This is a genomic window from Streptomyces fradiae (assembly GCF_041270065.1).
GTDB lineage: Bacteria > Actinomycetota > Actinomycetes > Streptomycetales > Streptomycetaceae > Streptomyces.
This window is the reverse complement of sequence record NZ_CP065958.1, coordinates 4,076,605-4,092,414: the sequence shown is the minus strand read 5'-3', so window position 1 is coordinate 4,092,414 and position 15,810 is coordinate 4,076,605. Positions and strand designations below refer to the sequence as shown.

The following is a 15,810-nucleotide window of genomic DNA, read 5'->3' as shown; positions in this document are numbered from 1 at the left end:
CCGATCGATGTCGCGATGTCCGTATGGACTACAGCTGCGTGACGTCCAGGTCGCCGTCCGCGTACTGCTTCCGGATCACCTTCTTGTCGAACTTGCCGACGCTCGTCTTCGGGACGGCCGGCACGATCGCCCAGCGCTCCGGGAGCTGCCACTTGGCGATGCCGCCCTCGGTGGCGAGGAAGGCCTTCAGCTCCTCGTAGTCGGCGCTGGCGCCCTCCTTGAGGACGACGGTCGCGAGCGGGCGCTCGCCCCACTTCTCGTCGGGGACGGCGACGACGGCGGCCTCGGCGACGGCCGGGTGGCCCATGAGGGCGTTCTCGAGGTCGACGGAGGAGATCCACTCGCCGCCGGACTTGATGACGTCCTTGGCCCGGTCGGTGAGGGTGAGGTAGCCGTCGGTGCTGATGACGCCGACGTCGCCGGTCTTGAGCCAGCCGTCCGCGCTGAACTTGTCGTCGGGGCGGAAGGGTTCGCCGTCCGCGCCGCCGTAGTAGGCGCCGGCGATCCAGTTGCCGCGGACCTCCAGCTCGCCCGCCGACTCGCCGTCCCAGGGCAGGATCTCGCCGCCGGGGCCGACCAGGCGGGCCTCGACGCCGGCCGGGAAGCGGCCCTGGGTGACGCGGTAGGGCCACTCCTCCTCCGGGGTGAGCCCGGCCGGCGGGTGGGCCATGGTGCCGAGCGGGGAGGTCTCGGTCATGCCCCAGGCGTGACAGAGGCGGACGCCCAACTTGTCGTACGCCTCCATGAGGGAGGGCGGGCAGGCGGCGCCGCCGATGGTGACCTGGGACATCGAGCTGATGTCACGGGGGTTGGCGGTGACCTCGGCGAGCAGGCCCTGCCAGATGGTGGGGACGGCGGCCGCGTGGGTCGGCTTCTCGCGCTCGATCATCTCGGCGAGCGGGGCCGGCTGGAGGAAACGGTCCGGCATCAGCATGTTGATGCCGGTCATGAAGGTGGCGTGCGGCAGGCCCCAGGCGAGCACGTGGAACTGCGGGACCACGACCAGGGTCGTGTCCTTGTCGGTGAGACCCATCGACTCCGTCATGTTGACCTGCATGGAGTGCAGGTAGATGGAGCGGTGGGAGTAGACGACGCCCTTGGGGTCGCCGGTGGTGCCGGAGGTGTAGCACATGGCGGCGGCGCTGCGCTCGTCGAGCTCGGGCCAGTCGTACGTGGTCGGGCGGCCGGCGATGAGCTCCTCGTAGTCGTGCACGCGCGGCGCGACGCCGTCGAGGACGGAACGGTCGCCGGGGCCGGCGACGACCACGTGCTCGATGGTCGGCAGGTGCGGCAGCAGCGGCGCGAGGAGCGGGAGCAGGGAGCCGTTGACGATGACGACGCGGTCGGCGGCGTGGTTGACGATGAAGGTCAACTGCTCGGCGGGCAGGCGCAGGTTGAGGGTGTGGACGATCGCGCCCATGGCGGGGATCGCGAAGTACGCCTCGACGTGCTCGGCGTTGTTCCACATGAGGGTGGCGACCCGCTCGTCGGCGGTCACGCCGAGTTCGTCGCGCAGGGCGTTCGCCAGCTGTCCGACGCGGGCGCCCGTCTCGGCGAAGGTGCGGCGCTGCGGCTCCGCCTCCCCGGTCCAGGTGGTGATGACGGACTTCCCGTGGATCCTCGTCCCGTGTTCCAGGATGCGGGTCACGGTCAGCGGTACGTCCTGCATGGTGCTCAGCACGGCGTCCTCCCGGTGGGCGCTACGTGGCAGAAAAGTGGTGCCCCAGATTCTGCGCCCGTACCGCGCGGTATGTCACTACCCGAGAGTACTGAAATTGCCAGTGATTACTGGCGTAACTAAGGGTAACGCGCTGACAGGCCTGTCGAACCGGCCCTGACGGGGTGATCCGGGTCACCGCACGGGGCAAGTTCCGGGTCACCGAACGGGGGAGAGTTCCGGGTCCTCCCGGAGTTTGCCGAGCGCCCGCGAGACGGCGCTCTTGACCGTCCCGACCGAGACCCCGAGCACCTCGGCGGTCTGCGCCTCGCTCAGGTCCTCGTAGTACCTGAGGACGACCATCGCCCGCTGACGGTCCGGGAGCTTCATCACCGCCCGCCACATCGCGTCGTGCAGCACCTGCCGCTCCGCCGGGTCGCCCTCCGGCAGCCCGGCCGGCTCCGGCAGGTCGTCGCCGCACGCGTACTCGTCGACCTTGCGCTTGCGCCATTGCGAGGTACGGGTGTTCAGCAGCGCGCGGCGGACGTAGCCGTCCAGGGCACGGTGGTCCTCGATCCGCTCCCAGGCCATGAAGGTCTTGGCGAGCGCGGTCTGCAGCAGGTCCTCGGCGTCCGAATGGTTCGCAGTCAGCGAGCGCGCGGTGCGCAGCAGGACGGGCCCGCGGGCCCGGACGTACGAGGTGAACGACGGGTACGCGGCGAACGGCGCGGGTCCGGTGGCGGCCCGGCGGCCGGCGGCCGTGGAGGCGCCGGCGCAGACGGGGCCGGAAGGCGGCGGAGTCATGCTTCCACGCTATGAGCGGGCCCCCGCCCGGGGATCGGCCCCAGGTCCCGAACCGCACTCCCCCTCAGGTTGTAGGGGTGGGGATGGCTGGACCTCCTGTGGGTGGAGCCCCGGGGAGGCGGCGTCAGGGTCTCTCGGGGTCGCTGACCGGGGCCAAGGGCCCGGAGAGCGAGGGCCCTCAGCCCGCCACCCGCGCGACCGGCGCGTCGACGAGGCTGCGGTCGACCCGCATGCGCCGCCCGCCGTGGGTCTCGGTGACGTTGCCGGCGTACTGGTGGATGCGGCCGTGCGGGCGCCAGGCCCGGGGGTGGAGGGTGCGTTCCGTGTCGAGGGCGGGCGGGACGCGCCAGCGGGCGAACCAGACGGCCGCCGGGAGGTCCTTCGTACCGGCGGCCCGCTCGCGTTCCATCTGCCGGATGCCGGTCTCGGCGCTGCTGTAGAAGCCGGGCAGGTAGCCGAACCGCCGCACCTCGCGGTTCCACGCCCGGACGAACCGCACGGTCGTCGCGGTGCACCGGGCGTCGCCCGGGCGGTACGCCTCGATGTCCAGGTAGAGCGGGCTGCCGGCCGCGAAGCCGACGGCCCGGGCGGCCCGCACCGCCTCCGCGCCCTCCCGGGTGCCCTGGAGCCAGGGGCTGCGCCCGATCGCGTACCGCCGCTTGGCCTCGGCGAGCACGCACGGCGGCTGCGAGCCGACGAACAGCGGCAGCATCCGCCAGCCCTGCGCGTGCACGGCGGCCACCCACCCCCGGTTCAGCTCCCGCTGCGCGCGGCAGCCCCGGCCGCGGCCCCCGAAGTAGACGCCGACGGCGCGGTACGGGGAGGAGCGCCAGGCCCGCATCACGGCGAGGGACGGCGCCTCACAGGTGTCGAAGGCCCGGCCGGTGAAGTAGCGCGGCGCGGCGGCGGCCTCCTGCCGCGCCGGGGCCCCGTGAGCGGGTGCGGCGAGCAGGGCGGCGGCCGCCACGAGGGCCACGGCGGTGATGCGGACGGTACGGATCCTCATGGCGCGAGTGAAGATCGCCCCGGCCCGACCGGCCACCGCTGAAGCCCTGCCGTCAGCCGTCCGTGCCCAGGATCAACCCGGACGTGGGAACCCCGGTGCCGGCCGTCACCAGCGTCCTGGCCGCCCCCGGCACCTGGTTCACCGAGGTCCCGCGCACCTGCCGGACGGCCTCCGCGATGCCGTTCATGCCGTGCAGATACGCCTCGCCCAACTGGCCGCCGTGGGTGTTCAGGGGCAGCGCGTCCGCCGCCACGAAGTCGGCCGCCTCGCCCGGCCCGCAGAAGCCGAACTCCTCCAGCTGCATCAGCACGAAGGGCGTGAAGTGGTCGTAGAGGATGCCGACGTCGATGTCGCCGGGCGCGAGCCCGGAGGTCCGCCAGAGCTGGCGCGCCACCACGCCCATCTCGGGAAGGCCGGTGAGCCCGTCCCGGTAGAAGCTGGTCATCGCCTCCTGGTTGCGCCCGGCGCCCTGGGCCGCGGCCACGATCACGGCCGGCGGGCGGCGCAGGTCGCGGGCGCGTTCGGTGGAGGTGACGACGATCGCCTGCCCGCCGTCGGTCTCCTGGCAACAGTCGAGCAGCCGCAGCGGCTCGGCGATCCAGCGCGAGGCGGCGTGCTCGGCGAGGGTGATCGGCTTGCCGTGGAAGTACGCGGCCGGGTTCGTGGCGGCATGGCGCCGGTCGGTCACGGCGACGTGCCCGAACGCCTCCGGCGTCAGCCCGTACGCGTACAGATAGCGCTGGGCGATCATCGCCACCCAGGAGGCCGGGGTGAGCAGCCCGAACGGCAGCTGCCAGCCGAGCGCCGCGCCCTCGGCGGACGGCTCGCGCCGCTGCACGCCGGAGCCGAAGCGGCGGCCCGAGCGCTCGTTGAACGCCCGGTAGCAGACGACGACTTCGGCGATCCCGGTGGCCACGGCGAGCGCGGCCTGCTGCACGGTGGCGCAGGCCGCGCCCCCGCCGTAATGGACGCGGGAGAAGAAGGACAGCTCGCCGATGCCGGCCGCCTGGGCGACGGTGATCTCGGGGCTGGTGTCCATGGTGAAGGTGACCAGGCCGTCCACGTCGGCGGGGACGAGCCCGGCGTCGTCGAGGGCGGCGTGCACGGCCTCCACCGCGAGGGTGAGCTCGCTGCGGCCGGAGTCCTTGGAGAACTCGGTGGCGCCGATGCCGGCGACGGCGGCGCGGCCGCCGAGCGCGTCGGGGGAGTGGAGGCTCATCGGGCGGCCTCCGCCGTCACGGTGACCGTCACGGTGCCGGTGACGTGGTGCCCGATCCCGTTGGCGCCGACGACTTTCACCTGGACCGTGGCGCCGTCGACCTCCGTGACGGTCCCGGTCAACGTCATCGTGTCCCCGGGGTAGTTGGGCGCGCCGAGCCGGATCGCGACCTTGCGGAGGACGGCGGTCGGGCCGAGGCGGTCGGTGATGTAGCGGCCGACCAGGCCGTTGGTGGTGAGGATGTTCATGAAGATGTCCGGGGAGCCCTTCGCCCTGGCCAGTTCGGCGTCGTGGTGCACGTCCTGGTAGTCGCGGGAGGCGATGGCGCCGGCGACGATCAGGGTGCGGGTGATGGGGATGGTGAGCGGCTCCAGCTCGTCTCCCGCGTTCATGCCGTGTCTCCCTTCGCGAGCACGTCGCCGAGTTCGGCGAGGAGTTCGGTGCCGCAGCCCAGATACGCGTCGAGCTGCCGTCCCCAGAGGAAGTGCCGGTGGACCGGGTGGTCGAGGTCCGCGCCCATGCCGCCGTGCAGATGCTGCCCGGCGTGCACGACCCGCTTGCCCGCCTCGGCGGCCCACCAGGCGGCGGTCAGCGCGTGCTCGGCGACCGGCAACCCTTCGTCGTAACGCCAGGCCGCCTCGTACGCCGTCACCCTGATCGACTCCGTGTCCATGTACGCGTCGGCGGCCCGGAGTTGGACGCCCTGGTTCGAGGAGAGCGGGCGCCCGAACTGCTCGCGCACGGAGGTGTACGCGACGGCGCGCGCCAGCGACCCGGCGCAGACCCCCGCCTGGAGGCCGGCGAAGGCGATCCGGGCGGCGGCGAGCACGTCCTCGTACGCGTACGGGCCGGGGCCGCCGATCCGCTCCCCGGAGCCGGGATCGAGGGCGGCGGCCCGGACGGCCCGTCCGGCGGCCCAGGGCGCGGTGAGTTCGACGGGCTCGACGGCGTCGCCGGTGTCCGGGACGGGAACGAGGTGCAGGGTTCGCGTCTCGTCCGGTACGAGGACGTGCGTGGCGTCCCGCAGCCAGGGGACCCACTCCTTCTGCGGAAAGGCCGCGGTCACGACGGTCGTACCGGCCCTCAGCCCGGGCAGCAGCCGGGCGCGCTGCTCGTCCGTGCCGTGCCGGGCCACGGCGAGCAGCCCGTACACCGCGCTCGCCGTGAACGGCACCTGCGCCGTCGTGCGCCCCTGCTCCTCGGCGAGCAGCACCAGGCCGAGCAGTCCGGTCTCCTCGACGGCCTCGACGAGCCCGGCCGCGCACAGCGCCTTCCACAGCTCGGCGTCCGAGCCGGTGCCGGCGGCGGCGAGCCGTTCGGGGGTGGCGAGGTCGCCGAAGACGCGGGCGGCCAGGTCGCGGGCGGCGGCCTGCTCCTCGGTGGGATCGAAGTCCATGTCCGCCCTCAACTCCCGCTCTCTGCCCGCCACATGGGCAGTTCGAGGTCCTCGTCCACCCGCGTGAACTCCAGCCGGACCGGCATGCCGATGCGCACCTTGTCGTACGGGACGCCGACGACGTTGCCGATCATCCGTACGCCCTCGGCGAGTTCGACGAGCGCGACGGCGTAAGGGGGATCGAAGGCCGGGAAGGGCGGGTGGTGCATGACGACGTACGAGTAGACCGTCCCCGCGCCGCTCGCCTCGACGGTGTCCCAGGCGCACGAGCCGCACGCGTTGCAGCCGGGCAGCCACGGGAAGCGGAGGGTCGCGCAGTCGGCGCAGCGCTGGACGAGGAGGCGGTGCCCGGCGACGCCGTCCCAGAAGCCGGCGTTGTCGCGGTTGACGACGGGGCGGGGCCGCTGGGGTTTCGTTTCTCCTTTCTGCTGGGCGGGGGCGTACTTGAGGACGCGGAAGCGGTGGGTGCCGGCGAGTTCGCCGTCGGCGCGGATGTCCATGCGGGTGGTGATGAAGTGCCCGGTGCCGAGCTTGGTGGTCTTGCGCGGCGAGACGGACTCGATGACGGCGTCGAAGGTGATCGTGTCGCCGGGGCGGAGCGGGCGGAGGTACTCCTGCTCGCAGTCGGTGGCGACGATCGAGGTGCAGCCGGCGGCGTCGAGGAGGGTGGACAGCTCCTCGTACGCGCCCGCTCGGTCCGGATGTCCGGAGAGCCCGCCCATGGTCCACGCCTGCAGCATGGTGGGCGGCGCGACGGCGTCGGGCCCGCGATAGGCGGGATGGGCGTCGCCCATGGCCTCGCACCAGTGCCGGATCATGGGCTCGTTGACGGGGTCCTTGCCGAGGGAGGCGGCGGAGGTGGAGCGCCCCTCGAAGCCCTTGAGCGCCTCGTACAGCGCGTCGACGTCGTCGGTGCTCATCGGCGCCGCCCCCTCCCCTTCATCCCGAGCCGCATCATGGCGACGATCTCGCGCTGCACCTCGCTCACTCCTCCCCCGAAGGTGTTGATCTGGGCGGCCCGGTTCATCCGCTCCAGTTCGCCGCCGTCGAGGGCGCCCGGCGAGCCGGTGCGGACCAGGGCGGCCGGGCCGGCGATCTCCTGGCACATCCGGTAGACCTCGACGGCCGATTCGGTGCCGGCGAACTTCACGCCGCTCGCGTCGCCGGGCGCGAGCCGCCCGGCGCCGACATCGCCGACGAGGCGCCAGTTGAGCAGCCGGGTGGCGGCGAGCCGGGCGTGCGCCTCGGCGGCCCGGAGCCGTACCCAGGGCTCGTCGATCCGGCGGCGGCCGGTGTCCGGGTCGGGCGTGCGGGCGGCGGCGAGCGCGACCTCGTAGAAGTCCTCGGCCTGCATGCCGATGGCGGCGAGGGCGACCCGCTCGTGGTTGAGCTGGTTGGTGATCAGCCCCCAGCCGCCGTTCTCGGGACCGACGAGGTTTCCGGCCGGGACGCGCACGGAGTCGTAGTAGGTGGCCGTGGTGGTCAGCCCGCCGACGGTCTCGATGGGGGTCCAGGAGAAGCCGGGCGCGTCGGTGGGGACGAGGATGATCGAGATGCCGTGGTGGCGCGGGGTCTCGGGGTCGGGCGCGGTGCGGCAGGCGAGCCAGATCCAGTCGGCGTTCTGGGCGTTGGAGGTGAAGATTTTCTGCCCGTCGATCACCCAGGAGTCGCCGTCCCGGACGGCCTTGGTACGGAGCGAGGCGAGGTCGGTGCCGGCCTCGGGCTCGCTGTAGCCGATGGCGAAGACCGCCTCGCCGCGCAGGATGCGGGGGAGGAGGGTGGCCTTCTGGTCCTCGGTCCCGTACTTCATGAGGGTGGGGCCGACGGTGTTGAGCGTGACCATGGAGACGGGGGCACCGGCCCGGTAGGCCTCGTCGAAGAACACGAACTGCTCGTCGGGCCCGCGGCCCTGCCCGCCGTACTCCTCGGGCCAGCCGAGTCCGAGCCATCCGTCGGCGCCGATGCGGCGCAGCAGGGCGCGCTGGTCGGCGGTGGCGGTGGCGGGCGGGGGTCCGTCGGGCATCACGTCGCGGAAGTACGCGCGGAGCTCGGCGCGCAGCCGGAGCTGCCGTTCGGTCGGGGCGAGGTGCACGACGACGACCTCTCTTCCAGATTTCTGACTGTCCGTCAGATTCCTTCAGTCGAAGGTCCACTGTCAAGCACACGGGTCACAGGAGCGAGAAACGGGAACGGCCCGCACGGCCGGTACCGAAGTACCGCCGTGCGGGCCGTCGTTCACCCCGCTACCGCTCCCCCGTCGGGCCGGTCACCACCACGGGAAGAAGTTGACCACCGCGTTGGACTGGTCGATGTGGGTGAAGGCGGAGCCGTTCACGCTGGCGGTGTTGTTCTGGTTGGAGGCGCCGGAACCGGTCGCCACCTGCTGGGTGGTGGTGGAGTTGCCGTGGTTGTTGCCACCGACACCGCTGCCGATGATCGTGGCGACGCTCGCATTCGATCCGTCGTTCGCGAATCCACCGTTGTCGGCCTGGGCCACCCCCGTGAACAGCGCGGCGGCGAGGGGCAGGGCGGCGGCAGCGGCGAGAACGCGGGCGGTACGGATGCTTGCCATGTCTGTTCCTCCAGGAACTGAAGCTTTGAAGTGCGTCAACTGCTGTGCTGACCTGGGCAGTTGGCCGACCGCCCCGGTCGTTGTGCTCGACGTCGCGAGACCAGAGTTGCCCACCGAATCCCCGGCGAACCACCCCGGAGTGGTCGATTCCCTCGCAAGCGTGAGGACAAGTCGATAAACCCCCTCAGCGAGAAGAAAGCCGCAGCTCAGCCGGTACGGAGCCGGGTGGGGCCGGGGAGGCCGTGCGGGACAAGAGGCGAAGCGTTTCGGCACTTTTCAGTCAATCCGCCCCTCAGCTTTTCAACCCTTCAAGTCGGGGCCGAATCACCGGCCCACCCTTCCCTTTATCGAACCCATGTACGAAAATGAATCCATGGCCGCTTCTGCCCGGCAGACCGCCGCCCTGGCTCTCGCGCACGCCCTGACGGCGGCGGAGCGCGGGCTCCCCGTCATCCCCCTGTCCCGCACCAAGCTCCCGGCGCTCCGCTCGCCGCACCGGGGCGAACACCGGTCGGTGACATGCCGGGGGGAGTGCGGGCGGCCGGGCCACGGCGTGTACGACGCGACGACGGATCCGGCGGCGGTACGGGCGCTGTTCGCGGCGGCTCCCTGGGCGACCGGGTACGGGATCGCGTGCGGGCGCCCGCCGCACCGGCTGATCGGGGTGGACCTGGACGTGCGGGAGGGCGGCCCGGACGGGGTGGCGGCGCTCGACGCGCTGGCGCGGCGGCACGAGTTCGCCGTCCCGCCCACGGTCACGGTCCTGACGCCCGGCGGCGGCCGGCACCTCTGGCTGACGGGCCCACCGGAGACGGTGGTCCCGAACTCGGCGAGCCGGCTCGCGCCCGGCGTGGACATCCGGGGCGCGGGCGGCTATCTGGTGGGCCCTGGCTCGCTCGGCGCACACGGCACCTACCGCCTGGCCCCCGGCACCGAGCACCTCTCGCCGGCCCCGTGCCCGGAGGCCCTCCTGAACCTGGCGGCCCCACCGGCCTCCTCGCCCCCGGCCCGCACCGGAACCGCGTCCGCCGCCTCCCTGACGTCCTTCGTCCTCGCCTCCCCGCGCGGCCAGCGCAACACCCGCCTGTTCTGGGCGGCCTGCCGCGCCTACGAGTCCCCGTCCCCCTCGCCCATCCTGACCGCCCTCACCGAGGCCGCCCTGACCACCGGCCTCCCGGAACCGGAGATCCGCGCGACGCTCGCCTCGGCGGCATCAATCACGGCACGGACCACCACCGGCCCCTGAACCCTCGCCGCCGCGAGGTCGAACCCCCACGCAGAACGGCCCCTGACCGGGACTTCCCGGTCAGGGGCCGTTCTGCATCTCGCGCGGTGGGTGTGGGATTTGAACCCACGGTGACATCGCTGCCACGACGGTTTTCAAGACCGTTCCCTTAGGCCGCTCGGGCAACCCACCCTCGCCCCGCCTCACCAGGCGCGGAGCGGGCTACAGCCTACCGGCTGTGCGCGCCGTCCACGGAAGCCCGATCACAGGGCGATCACGAGCGGTCAGAGCTGACCACGGAGGCGGCTTTCACGAGTCTGCCACGCGCCGGACTCGCCTCAAGTAGATGTCCAGAGGATCTTGGGGGTCGTCACGGCGCCCCACGGGCCAGGGTTACCGTATGCCTGAATCAGGGGATGCCACGGCGCCGACCTGCATGTTTCCCGAGCTCACGGCCTTGCGTAACAGCGTGACGGGTGTGACGCCCCCAATGATTCAGCCACCCAGGCGAATAGGCAGCAAGCTACAACGCGCCGGAACTACCGGCGGTCGTATGGCTCTACGGATCCTTGATGTGCCGTCGCATACCTGGGCAGACTACGGCGGCTTGCCCAGGCACACGACGACCTCAGGTCCTGTCTATGCCAGGTGCTTCACGGTGAGCCAGGTCGATCCGCCGACGGGGACTGTCATGCCGGAGTCGATGTCACCCGTGCCATTGCCCTTGTAGAGGTGAAGGGTGCCGTTACCCCAGATGGCCATGATGTCCGCGGTGCCATCGGCGTTGTAGTCGTCGCCGGCCATCAGCTTCACCGTTGACCAGGTATTGCCGCCCCATGCGGGCTTCTGGGAGTTGAACGTTCCGTCGCCGTTGCTCTTGTAGAAGTGGAGCGTGCCGTCGCTCCAGACCGCCATGAGGTCCGCGATGCCATCACGGTCGTAGTCACCCCCGACGAACTGCTTGATGGTGCCCCAGGTGGATCCGCCCATGGCAACCGTGGTTCCGTCGGTGATGTTGCCCTTGCCGTCACCCCTGTAGAGGTGCAGGGTGCCGTCGTTCCAGACGGTCAGCAGGTCACCCCAGCCGTCGCCGGTGAAGTCGGCGGCGGTCATCTGCTTGATGGTGCCCCAGGTGGATCCGCCCATGGCAACCGTGGTTCCGTCGGTGATGTTGCCCTTGCCGTCACCCTTGTAGAGGTGCAGGGTGCCGTTGCCCCAGATGGCCATGACGTCGGCCACGCCGTCGTTGGTGAAGTCCGCCTTGGCAAGCTGCTTCATGGTGAGCCATCCGGTGCCACCAAGCTGCTGCGTCTGTGCTCCGCTGAGGCCCTGGGCGGCACTGCCCGTGTAGACGTGAAGGCTGCCGTCGGTCCAGACCGCAGCAAGGTCGGCGACCTTGTCCCCGGTCAGGTCACCCTGCGGCGCGAAGACGGTGTCCGCGATCCAGCCTCGGAGGTCGTCCACGCGGACTCCGACCGCGTCTGTGCGCGTCTCAGCTGCGTCGGTACCCAGGCAGCCACCCTGCCAGGAACGACTTGCCACGGCTACGACTTCGACAGCACCATCCTTCTGACGCAGGAGCGGCCCACCGCTGTCTCCCTGGCAAATGACGGCATCCGCCGATGCTGCGAGGGCGACCGTCGTGGCATCACTGGAAGTCGTGATGAACTCGCCGGTGTGCAGCTTGTCAGGCACCCATGCCGTCTTTGTCCGGCCGAAGCCGGCCGCGTTCAACGGTTCACCATCGGAAGGGGCAGTGGTGGCGACAGCGGCGGGGGCAACACCGTTGACGCGGCTGGCGAGCTTGACCAAGACGACATCGCGATCCGTACGAGGCACAAGGCGTATGGCCTCAACAGTGGCGCCGGTCGTGGTCTGGGTCAGATCCGTCCGGCCCACAGTCACCATCGTCTTCGCCGTCGGCTTGCCACTAGCAACCGCACCCGCCGCATCAGCGAAACAGCTGGCAGCTGAGAGGACCCACCTCGGATCAACGAGGACACCTGTGCAAGCGCGGTCGGAATCGCCAACGACGATCTTTGCGGTGTAACCGAATGCCGCGCCGGCGTCAGTGCCCTGCAATGCCTGGGACGGCGTACTGACCAGGACGCCTGACCCCACAACAGCGGCGGCCATGGTTGCTATCCATCGTGAACGTCGCCTTATAGCCGACACACAAACTCCTTGAAATGGTTCAAAACTGTGGGCCCGGAACGATCCGCCCTGGTTCAACCGTTGACGCCCCCTGGCCAGTTACTGGCGGCGCCCACGCGATGTGCCTAGGGGCTGCGCGGGCGCCGGGGGATCAGACGGTGATGCCTCCAGGGACTGCGGACCAGGTCTCGCTCCAGCGACCGGTGTTGTAGTTGGCGTCGATGCCGTACACCTTGCCGTCGGTTCCGGCGGCATAGATGTGGACGACGTTGTCGACGACAGCACTGGCGATGGCCTTGAGGGGCTTCGCGTCGATGCGGGTCCACTTGCCGGCCCACGTTCCGGTGCCGTAATTGGCATCGGTGGTGTGCAGGGCACCGTCGGGGCCGATCATCTGCAGGTGGACGGTGCTGCCGGTGACCGAGGCAGTCAGGGCGCGGGCGCCAGTGGCGCCGCCAGGGACCTCGTTCCAGGCGGTGAACTTGCCGGTGTTGTAGTTGGCGTCGATGCCGTACACCTTGCCGTCGGTTCCGGCGGCATAGATGTGGACGACGTTGTCGACGACAGCACTGGCGATGGCCTTGAGGGGCTTCGCGTCGATGCGGGTCCACTTGCCGGCCCACGTTCCGGTGCCGTAATTGGCATCGGTGGTGTGCAGGGCACCGTCGGGGCCGATCATCTGCAGGTGGACGGTGCTGCCGGTGACCGAGGCAGTCAGGGCGCGGGCGCCAGTGGCGCCGCCAGGGACCTCGTTCCAGGCGGTGAACTTGCCGGTGTTGTAGTTGGCGTCCTTGCCGTACACCTTGCCGTCGGTTCCGACGCCATACATGTGAACGACGTTATCGACGACAGCACTGGTCAGCGAAATGAGATCGGGGCCGTCCAGCCTCGTCCAGCTTCCGGTCCACGTTCCGGTGCCGTAGTTGGCGTCGGTCGTGTGCAGCACACCGTCCAGGCCCGCAGCGCTGAGGTGGACAACCTTGGCGGTGGGCGATGCCGTGAGCACAGCGTCGGAAGGAGAGCTGTCAATCGTCTCCCGCATCCAGGCGCGTGTGTCGTCGACGCGGGTGGACAAAGCTCCGGTCCGGGTTTCGGTGGCAGGCGAGCCGAGGCAACCGCCCTGCCAGGAGCGGCTCGCCACGGCCACGAGCTGCGCTGTCCCACCTGTCTCGCGAAGGACCGGCCCGCCCGCGTCGCCCTGGCAGATGGCAGCTCCGTTGGTCGAGGCCAGGCTGATGGTCGTGGCGTCGGTCGCATGGGCGGTGAAGGTCGCACTGTGCATGCGGCTGGGCACCCAGACCGTCTTGGTGCGTCCGTAGCCGGTGACGGTCAGATTCTCCGTGGCCGAGGCGGGTGTCTCGGCCACGGACACAGGCCGCACGTTGGTCACGCGGTAGGCGAGTTTCACCATGACCAGGTCGCGGTCGGGGTGGGGTACGAGTTCCGAGACCGGGCGGGACGCACCTGCGCCGGTCTGAGTGAGATCGGGACGCCCCACTGTCACGGTCGTCGGAGTCTCAGGAGCCCCGGGCTTCACGTCCCCAGCGGCATCGGCGAAGCAGTCGGCCGTGGTGAGAACCCAACGGGGATCGACAAGCGCTCCGCTGCATGCCCGTTGACTGTCGCCTACAACAATCTTGGTGGTGAACGAGTGGGCGGACTCCTCGGCCCCCTCGACGGCCGCGGACTCGGTAGCGACAAGACCTGCGGAGATCGCGGCCGCGACAGCAGCGCCGCTGATCAGGATTCTTCGACCGCGCGTGCTTCGCACTAGGGCCTCCAGTTCTGTAACCAGGAAAGAGTCAGGACGGTGTGCTCAGCCCGGAACGTGGACACGGCAGGGTGTTCCGGGCGTTTACTGCGATGGCACAAGGCGCAGCAAGGCGGCCTGCCCCTGCTGCGCTTTGCATGCGGGTTAGTTCCAGCTGCCGGTGATGGCGAGGCTGGTGGGGTTGGCGGGGGCGCCGGGCGGGGTGTCGGCAGGCTCCCAGGTGCCGTTGATGTGGCGCATGGTGTGCTTGATCGTTCCGCCCGTGATGATCGCGGTGTGGAACTCGTTGTCGACCGTGGCTGCGCCAACGCTGGTGACGGGGCCGGTGCCGAGGATGGGGCCGAGGTTGCCGAATGCGCTCCAGGTGCCGTTGGCGAAGCGGGCGACGTGCTTGATGCCGCCAGTGGGCTCGGTCAGGACAGCCTGGAGGTCGTTTCCGGTGCCGGCGAAAGCCATGTTGCTGACCTTGGAAGGAGCTCCGGAAATCTTGGTGATCTCACCCCACGTGCCCCAGGTGCCGTTGCTATTGCGGATGGTGTGGAAGGTCCGGCCTTCCACTGTGACAACGCCGACGTGGGTGGTGTCGCCGATCTGCGCGACGGTGATCTCGGCGGGCGCGGGGTTGGTACCGGTCAGGGCGCCGACGGCGGTGGTGACATCGCCCCACTTGGACCACTTGCCGGCGGGGTCGCGCGTCGCGTGGTAGACGCGGCTGTTGGTGACGGCGACGAGCCCGAGGCCAGTGCCGGTCGAGGTGACGGAGATCTTCTTGATGCCGGTAAGGGTGCCGAGTTCGCTGGTGAGTGCGCGGAAGGCGACCCAGGTGCCGTTGGGGTTGCGGGTGGCCTGGTAGACGACGCCGTCGCCCCCCAGGGCGAGGACGTGGTTGGTGCCGGAGATCGCGGCGTCGGCGGCGACTTCGACCTCGCCGATGCTGCCGGCGGCCTTCTCGACGTCACCGAAGACCGACCAGTCCCAGTTGCTGTCGCGGACGGAGTGGAAGAGGTCCTTGTTGACGGTCGCGACCATCTGCAGGCGCCACGGGGTGAGCGTGGAGGCGGTCGACTGCTTGATCCAACCGGCAAGGCCGTCGACGCGGGTCGCGGCAGCGCCGGTACGGGTCTCCGTCTCGGGCATACCGAGGCAGCCGCCCTGCCAGGACGCCGTCACGACGCCGGCAAGCTCGCGCACGCCGTCCTTCTCGCGGATGACCGGGGCGCCGGTGTCACCCTTGCACACCGCAGTGCCGTCGATCAGCAGACCCGTTGCCGTGACCTCCCCGGTGGTAAACGCTCCGGCGTGCAGGGTGTTGGGCACCCACGTGTCCTTGGTCCGGCCGTAGCCGGCGCCCTTGAGGCCCTCGCCCTGGACGGGCGAGGTTCCGCTGGCGCGCAGCGGCAGGATGCCGCGGACCGGGGTGTCGAGCTTGGCAAGGACTAGATCGCGGTCGGTGCGCGGGACGAGCTCTACGACGTTGCGGACCTGACCGCCGGTCGAATCGAGCTGGGTGCGGCCGATCGTCGCGGTCGTCTTCCACTTCGGAGCGCCGGCAGCAACCGTGTATCCGGTTGACGGGTCATCGGCGAAGCAGCGGGCTGCGGTCAGCAGCCACTGGGCGTTGATCAGGGTTCCGCTGCAGGACCGGAGGGTGTCGCCGATGGCCAGCTTCGCGGTGAAGGCGTAAGAGGTGTCGGACGCGGCCGTGCCGTCCAGCGCCTGAACAGGCGTGGCGACGAGAACACCGGACGCGGCGACAACGGCGGCCAGTGCACCACCGAACACGACACGCTTACATGGGTTTTTCATGAGAGAGCTTTCGCTGAGTCGAGATGGCCCCGGTCGTTCACGGAGGATGCCGTGGAGGGGGGAGGGGCGACATGGGCGGCCCACACGAGCGGGGCGGAGCCCGAGGCGCGGAATGCCCCCCCAAGGGCGGAATGAGGATGTAGGCCCATCCACAGCGCACGCCCACTTGCAGGCCATCCTGGGAACCAAGAACCGCCAGG

General features: G+C 70.5%; 13 protein-coding genes and 1 tRNA gene. 1 reads left to right on the top strand and 13 read right to left on the bottom strand.

Features of this window, described 5'->3' with window-relative positions; translation table 11 throughout:
• Nucleotides 1–28: 28 nt before the first annotated feature.
• From JAO84_RS18550 to JAO84_RS18510, 9 genes are all read right to left on the bottom strand, one after another.
• On the bottom strand, nucleotides 29–1,681 hold the full coding sequence (locus JAO84_RS18550) for a long-chain fatty acid--CoA ligase (RefSeq protein ID WP_370413879.1): 1,653 nt from the start codon (nucleotides 1,679–1,681) through the stop codon (nucleotides 29–31).
• A 195-nt stretch (nucleotides 1,682–1,876) separates the two neighbouring features.
• Nucleotides 1,877–2,461 (bottom strand): SigE family RNA polymerase sigma factor, encoded by a 585-nt coding sequence (locus JAO84_RS18545; RefSeq protein ID WP_265861282.1) that lies wholly within the window; start codon nucleotides 2,459–2,461, stop codon nucleotides 1,877–1,879.
• Between the two features lie 178 nt (nucleotides 2,462–2,639).
• Nucleotides 2,640–3,467 (bottom strand): DUF1906 domain-containing protein, encoded by an 828-nt coding sequence (locus JAO84_RS18540; RefSeq protein ID WP_370413878.1) that lies wholly within the window; start codon nucleotides 3,465–3,467, stop codon nucleotides 2,640–2,642.
• A gap of 52 nt (nucleotides 3,468–3,519) precedes the next feature.
• The gene (locus JAO84_RS18535) at nucleotides 3,520–4,686 is read right to left on the bottom strand and encodes a lipid-transfer protein (protein ID WP_370413877.1); all 1,167 of its coding nucleotides are present in this window, start codon (nucleotides 4,684–4,686) and stop codon (nucleotides 3,520–3,522) included.
• Nucleotides 4,683–5,078 carry a MaoC family dehydratase gene (locus JAO84_RS18530; RefSeq protein ID WP_370413876.1) on the bottom strand — a complete coding sequence of 132 codons (396 nt, stop codon included), beginning with the start codon at nucleotides 5,076–5,078 and terminating at the stop codon, nucleotides 4,683–4,685. The genes JAO84_RS18535 and JAO84_RS18530 overlap by 4 nt, the downstream gene beginning before the upstream one ends.
• On the bottom strand, nucleotides 5,075–6,082 hold the full coding sequence (locus JAO84_RS18525; protein WP_370413875.1) for an acyl-CoA dehydrogenase family protein: 1,008 nt from the start codon (nucleotides 6,080–6,082) through the stop codon (nucleotides 5,075–5,077). The genes JAO84_RS18530 and JAO84_RS18525 overlap by 4 nt, the downstream gene beginning before the upstream one ends.
• A gap of 8 nt (nucleotides 6,083–6,090) precedes the next feature.
• A complete protein-coding gene (locus JAO84_RS18520) occupies nucleotides 6,091–7,002 on the bottom strand; it encodes a bifunctional MaoC family dehydratase N-terminal/OB-fold nucleic acid binding domain-containing protein (RefSeq protein ID WP_370413874.1) in 912 nt (303 codons plus the stop codon).
• Entirely contained in the window at nucleotides 6,999–8,174 is a 1,176-nt protein-coding gene (locus JAO84_RS18515) for an acyl-CoA dehydrogenase family protein (protein ID WP_370413873.1), read from the bottom strand. Before JAO84_RS18515 ends, JAO84_RS18520 begins: the two co-directional genes overlap by 4 nt.
• A gap of 174 nt (nucleotides 8,175–8,348) precedes the next feature.
• The gene (locus tag JAO84_RS18510; RefSeq protein WP_265861292.1) at nucleotides 8,349–8,654 is read right to left on the bottom strand and encodes a hypothetical protein; all 306 of its coding nucleotides are present in this window, start codon (nucleotides 8,652–8,654) and stop codon (nucleotides 8,349–8,351) included.
• 373 nt (nucleotides 8,655–9,027) lie between these two features.
• Here JAO84_RS18510 and JAO84_RS18505 point away from each other — a divergent pair, with 373 nt between their 5' ends.
• Nucleotides 9,028–9,900, top strand: a complete 873-nt coding sequence (locus tag JAO84_RS18505) for a bifunctional DNA primase/polymerase (protein ID WP_370413872.1) — start codon at nucleotides 9,028–9,030, stop codon at nucleotides 9,898–9,900.
• Between the two features lie 84 nt (nucleotides 9,901–9,984).
• On the opposite strand, the gene JAO84_RS18500 is transcribed toward JAO84_RS18505, so the two are convergent.
• The 4 genes from JAO84_RS18500 to JAO84_RS18485 form a co-directional block, all read right to left on the bottom strand.
• Nucleotides 9,985–10,071 (bottom strand) — tRNA-Ser (locus tag JAO84_RS18500).
• Between the two features lie 447 nt (nucleotides 10,072–10,518).
• Complete coding sequence (locus tag JAO84_RS18495) at nucleotides 10,519–12,015, bottom strand: FG-GAP-like repeat-containing protein (protein ID WP_370413871.1); 1,497 nt, start codon at nucleotides 12,013–12,015, stop codon at nucleotides 10,519–10,521.
• 169 nt (nucleotides 12,016–12,184) lie between these two features.
• Nucleotides 12,185–13,804 (bottom strand): trypsin-like serine protease, encoded by a 1,620-nt coding sequence (locus JAO84_RS18490; protein WP_370413870.1) that lies wholly within the window; start codon nucleotides 13,802–13,804, stop codon nucleotides 12,185–12,187.
• A gap of 144 nt (nucleotides 13,805–13,948) precedes the next feature.
• Nucleotides 13,949–15,586: a trypsin-like serine protease gene (locus JAO84_RS18485; protein ID WP_370413869.1), complete on the bottom strand. Its 1,638-nt coding sequence runs from the start codon at nucleotides 15,584–15,586 to the stop codon at nucleotides 13,949–13,951.
• Between the last annotated feature and the right edge of the window lie 224 nt (nucleotides 15,587–15,810).

What these genes read in the sequence shown, in the direction of transcription:
- JAO84_RS18545 (WP_265861282.1), bottom strand. Translation starts at nt 2,461, where the DNA reads ATGACTCCGCCGCCTTCCGGCCCCGTCTGCGCCGGCGCCTCCACGGCC.
- JAO84_RS18540 (WP_370413878.1), bottom strand. Translation starts at nt 3,467, where the DNA reads ATGAGGATCCGTACCGTCCGCATCACCGCCGTGGCCCTCGTGGCGGCC.
- JAO84_RS18535 (WP_370413877.1), bottom strand. Translation starts at nt 4,686, where the DNA reads ATGAGCCTCCACTCCCCCGACGCGCTCGGCGGCCGCGCCGCCGTCGCC.
- JAO84_RS18530 (WP_370413876.1), bottom strand. Translation starts at nt 5,078, where the DNA reads ATGAACGCGGGAGACGAGCTGGAGCCGCTCACCATCCCCATCACCCGC.
- JAO84_RS18525 (WP_370413875.1), bottom strand. Translation starts at nt 6,082, where the DNA reads ATGGACTTCGATCCCACCGAGGAGCAGGCCGCCGCCCGCGACCTGGCC.
- JAO84_RS18520 (WP_370413874.1), bottom strand. Translation starts at nt 7,002, where the DNA reads ATGAGCACCGACGACGTCGACGCGCTGTACGAGGCGCTCAAGGGCTTC.
- JAO84_RS18510 (WP_265861292.1), bottom strand. Translation starts at nt 8,654, where the DNA reads ATGGCAAGCATCCGTACCGCCCGCGTTCTCGCCGCTGCCGCCGCCCTG.
- JAO84_RS18505 (WP_370413872.1), top strand. Translation starts at nt 9,028, where the DNA reads ATGGCCGCTTCTGCCCGGCAGACCGCCGCCCTGGCTCTCGCGCACGCC.
- JAO84_RS18495 (WP_370413871.1), bottom strand. Translation starts at nt 12,015, where the DNA reads ATGGCCGCCGCTGTTGTGGGGTCAGGCGTCCTGGTCAGTACGCCGTCC.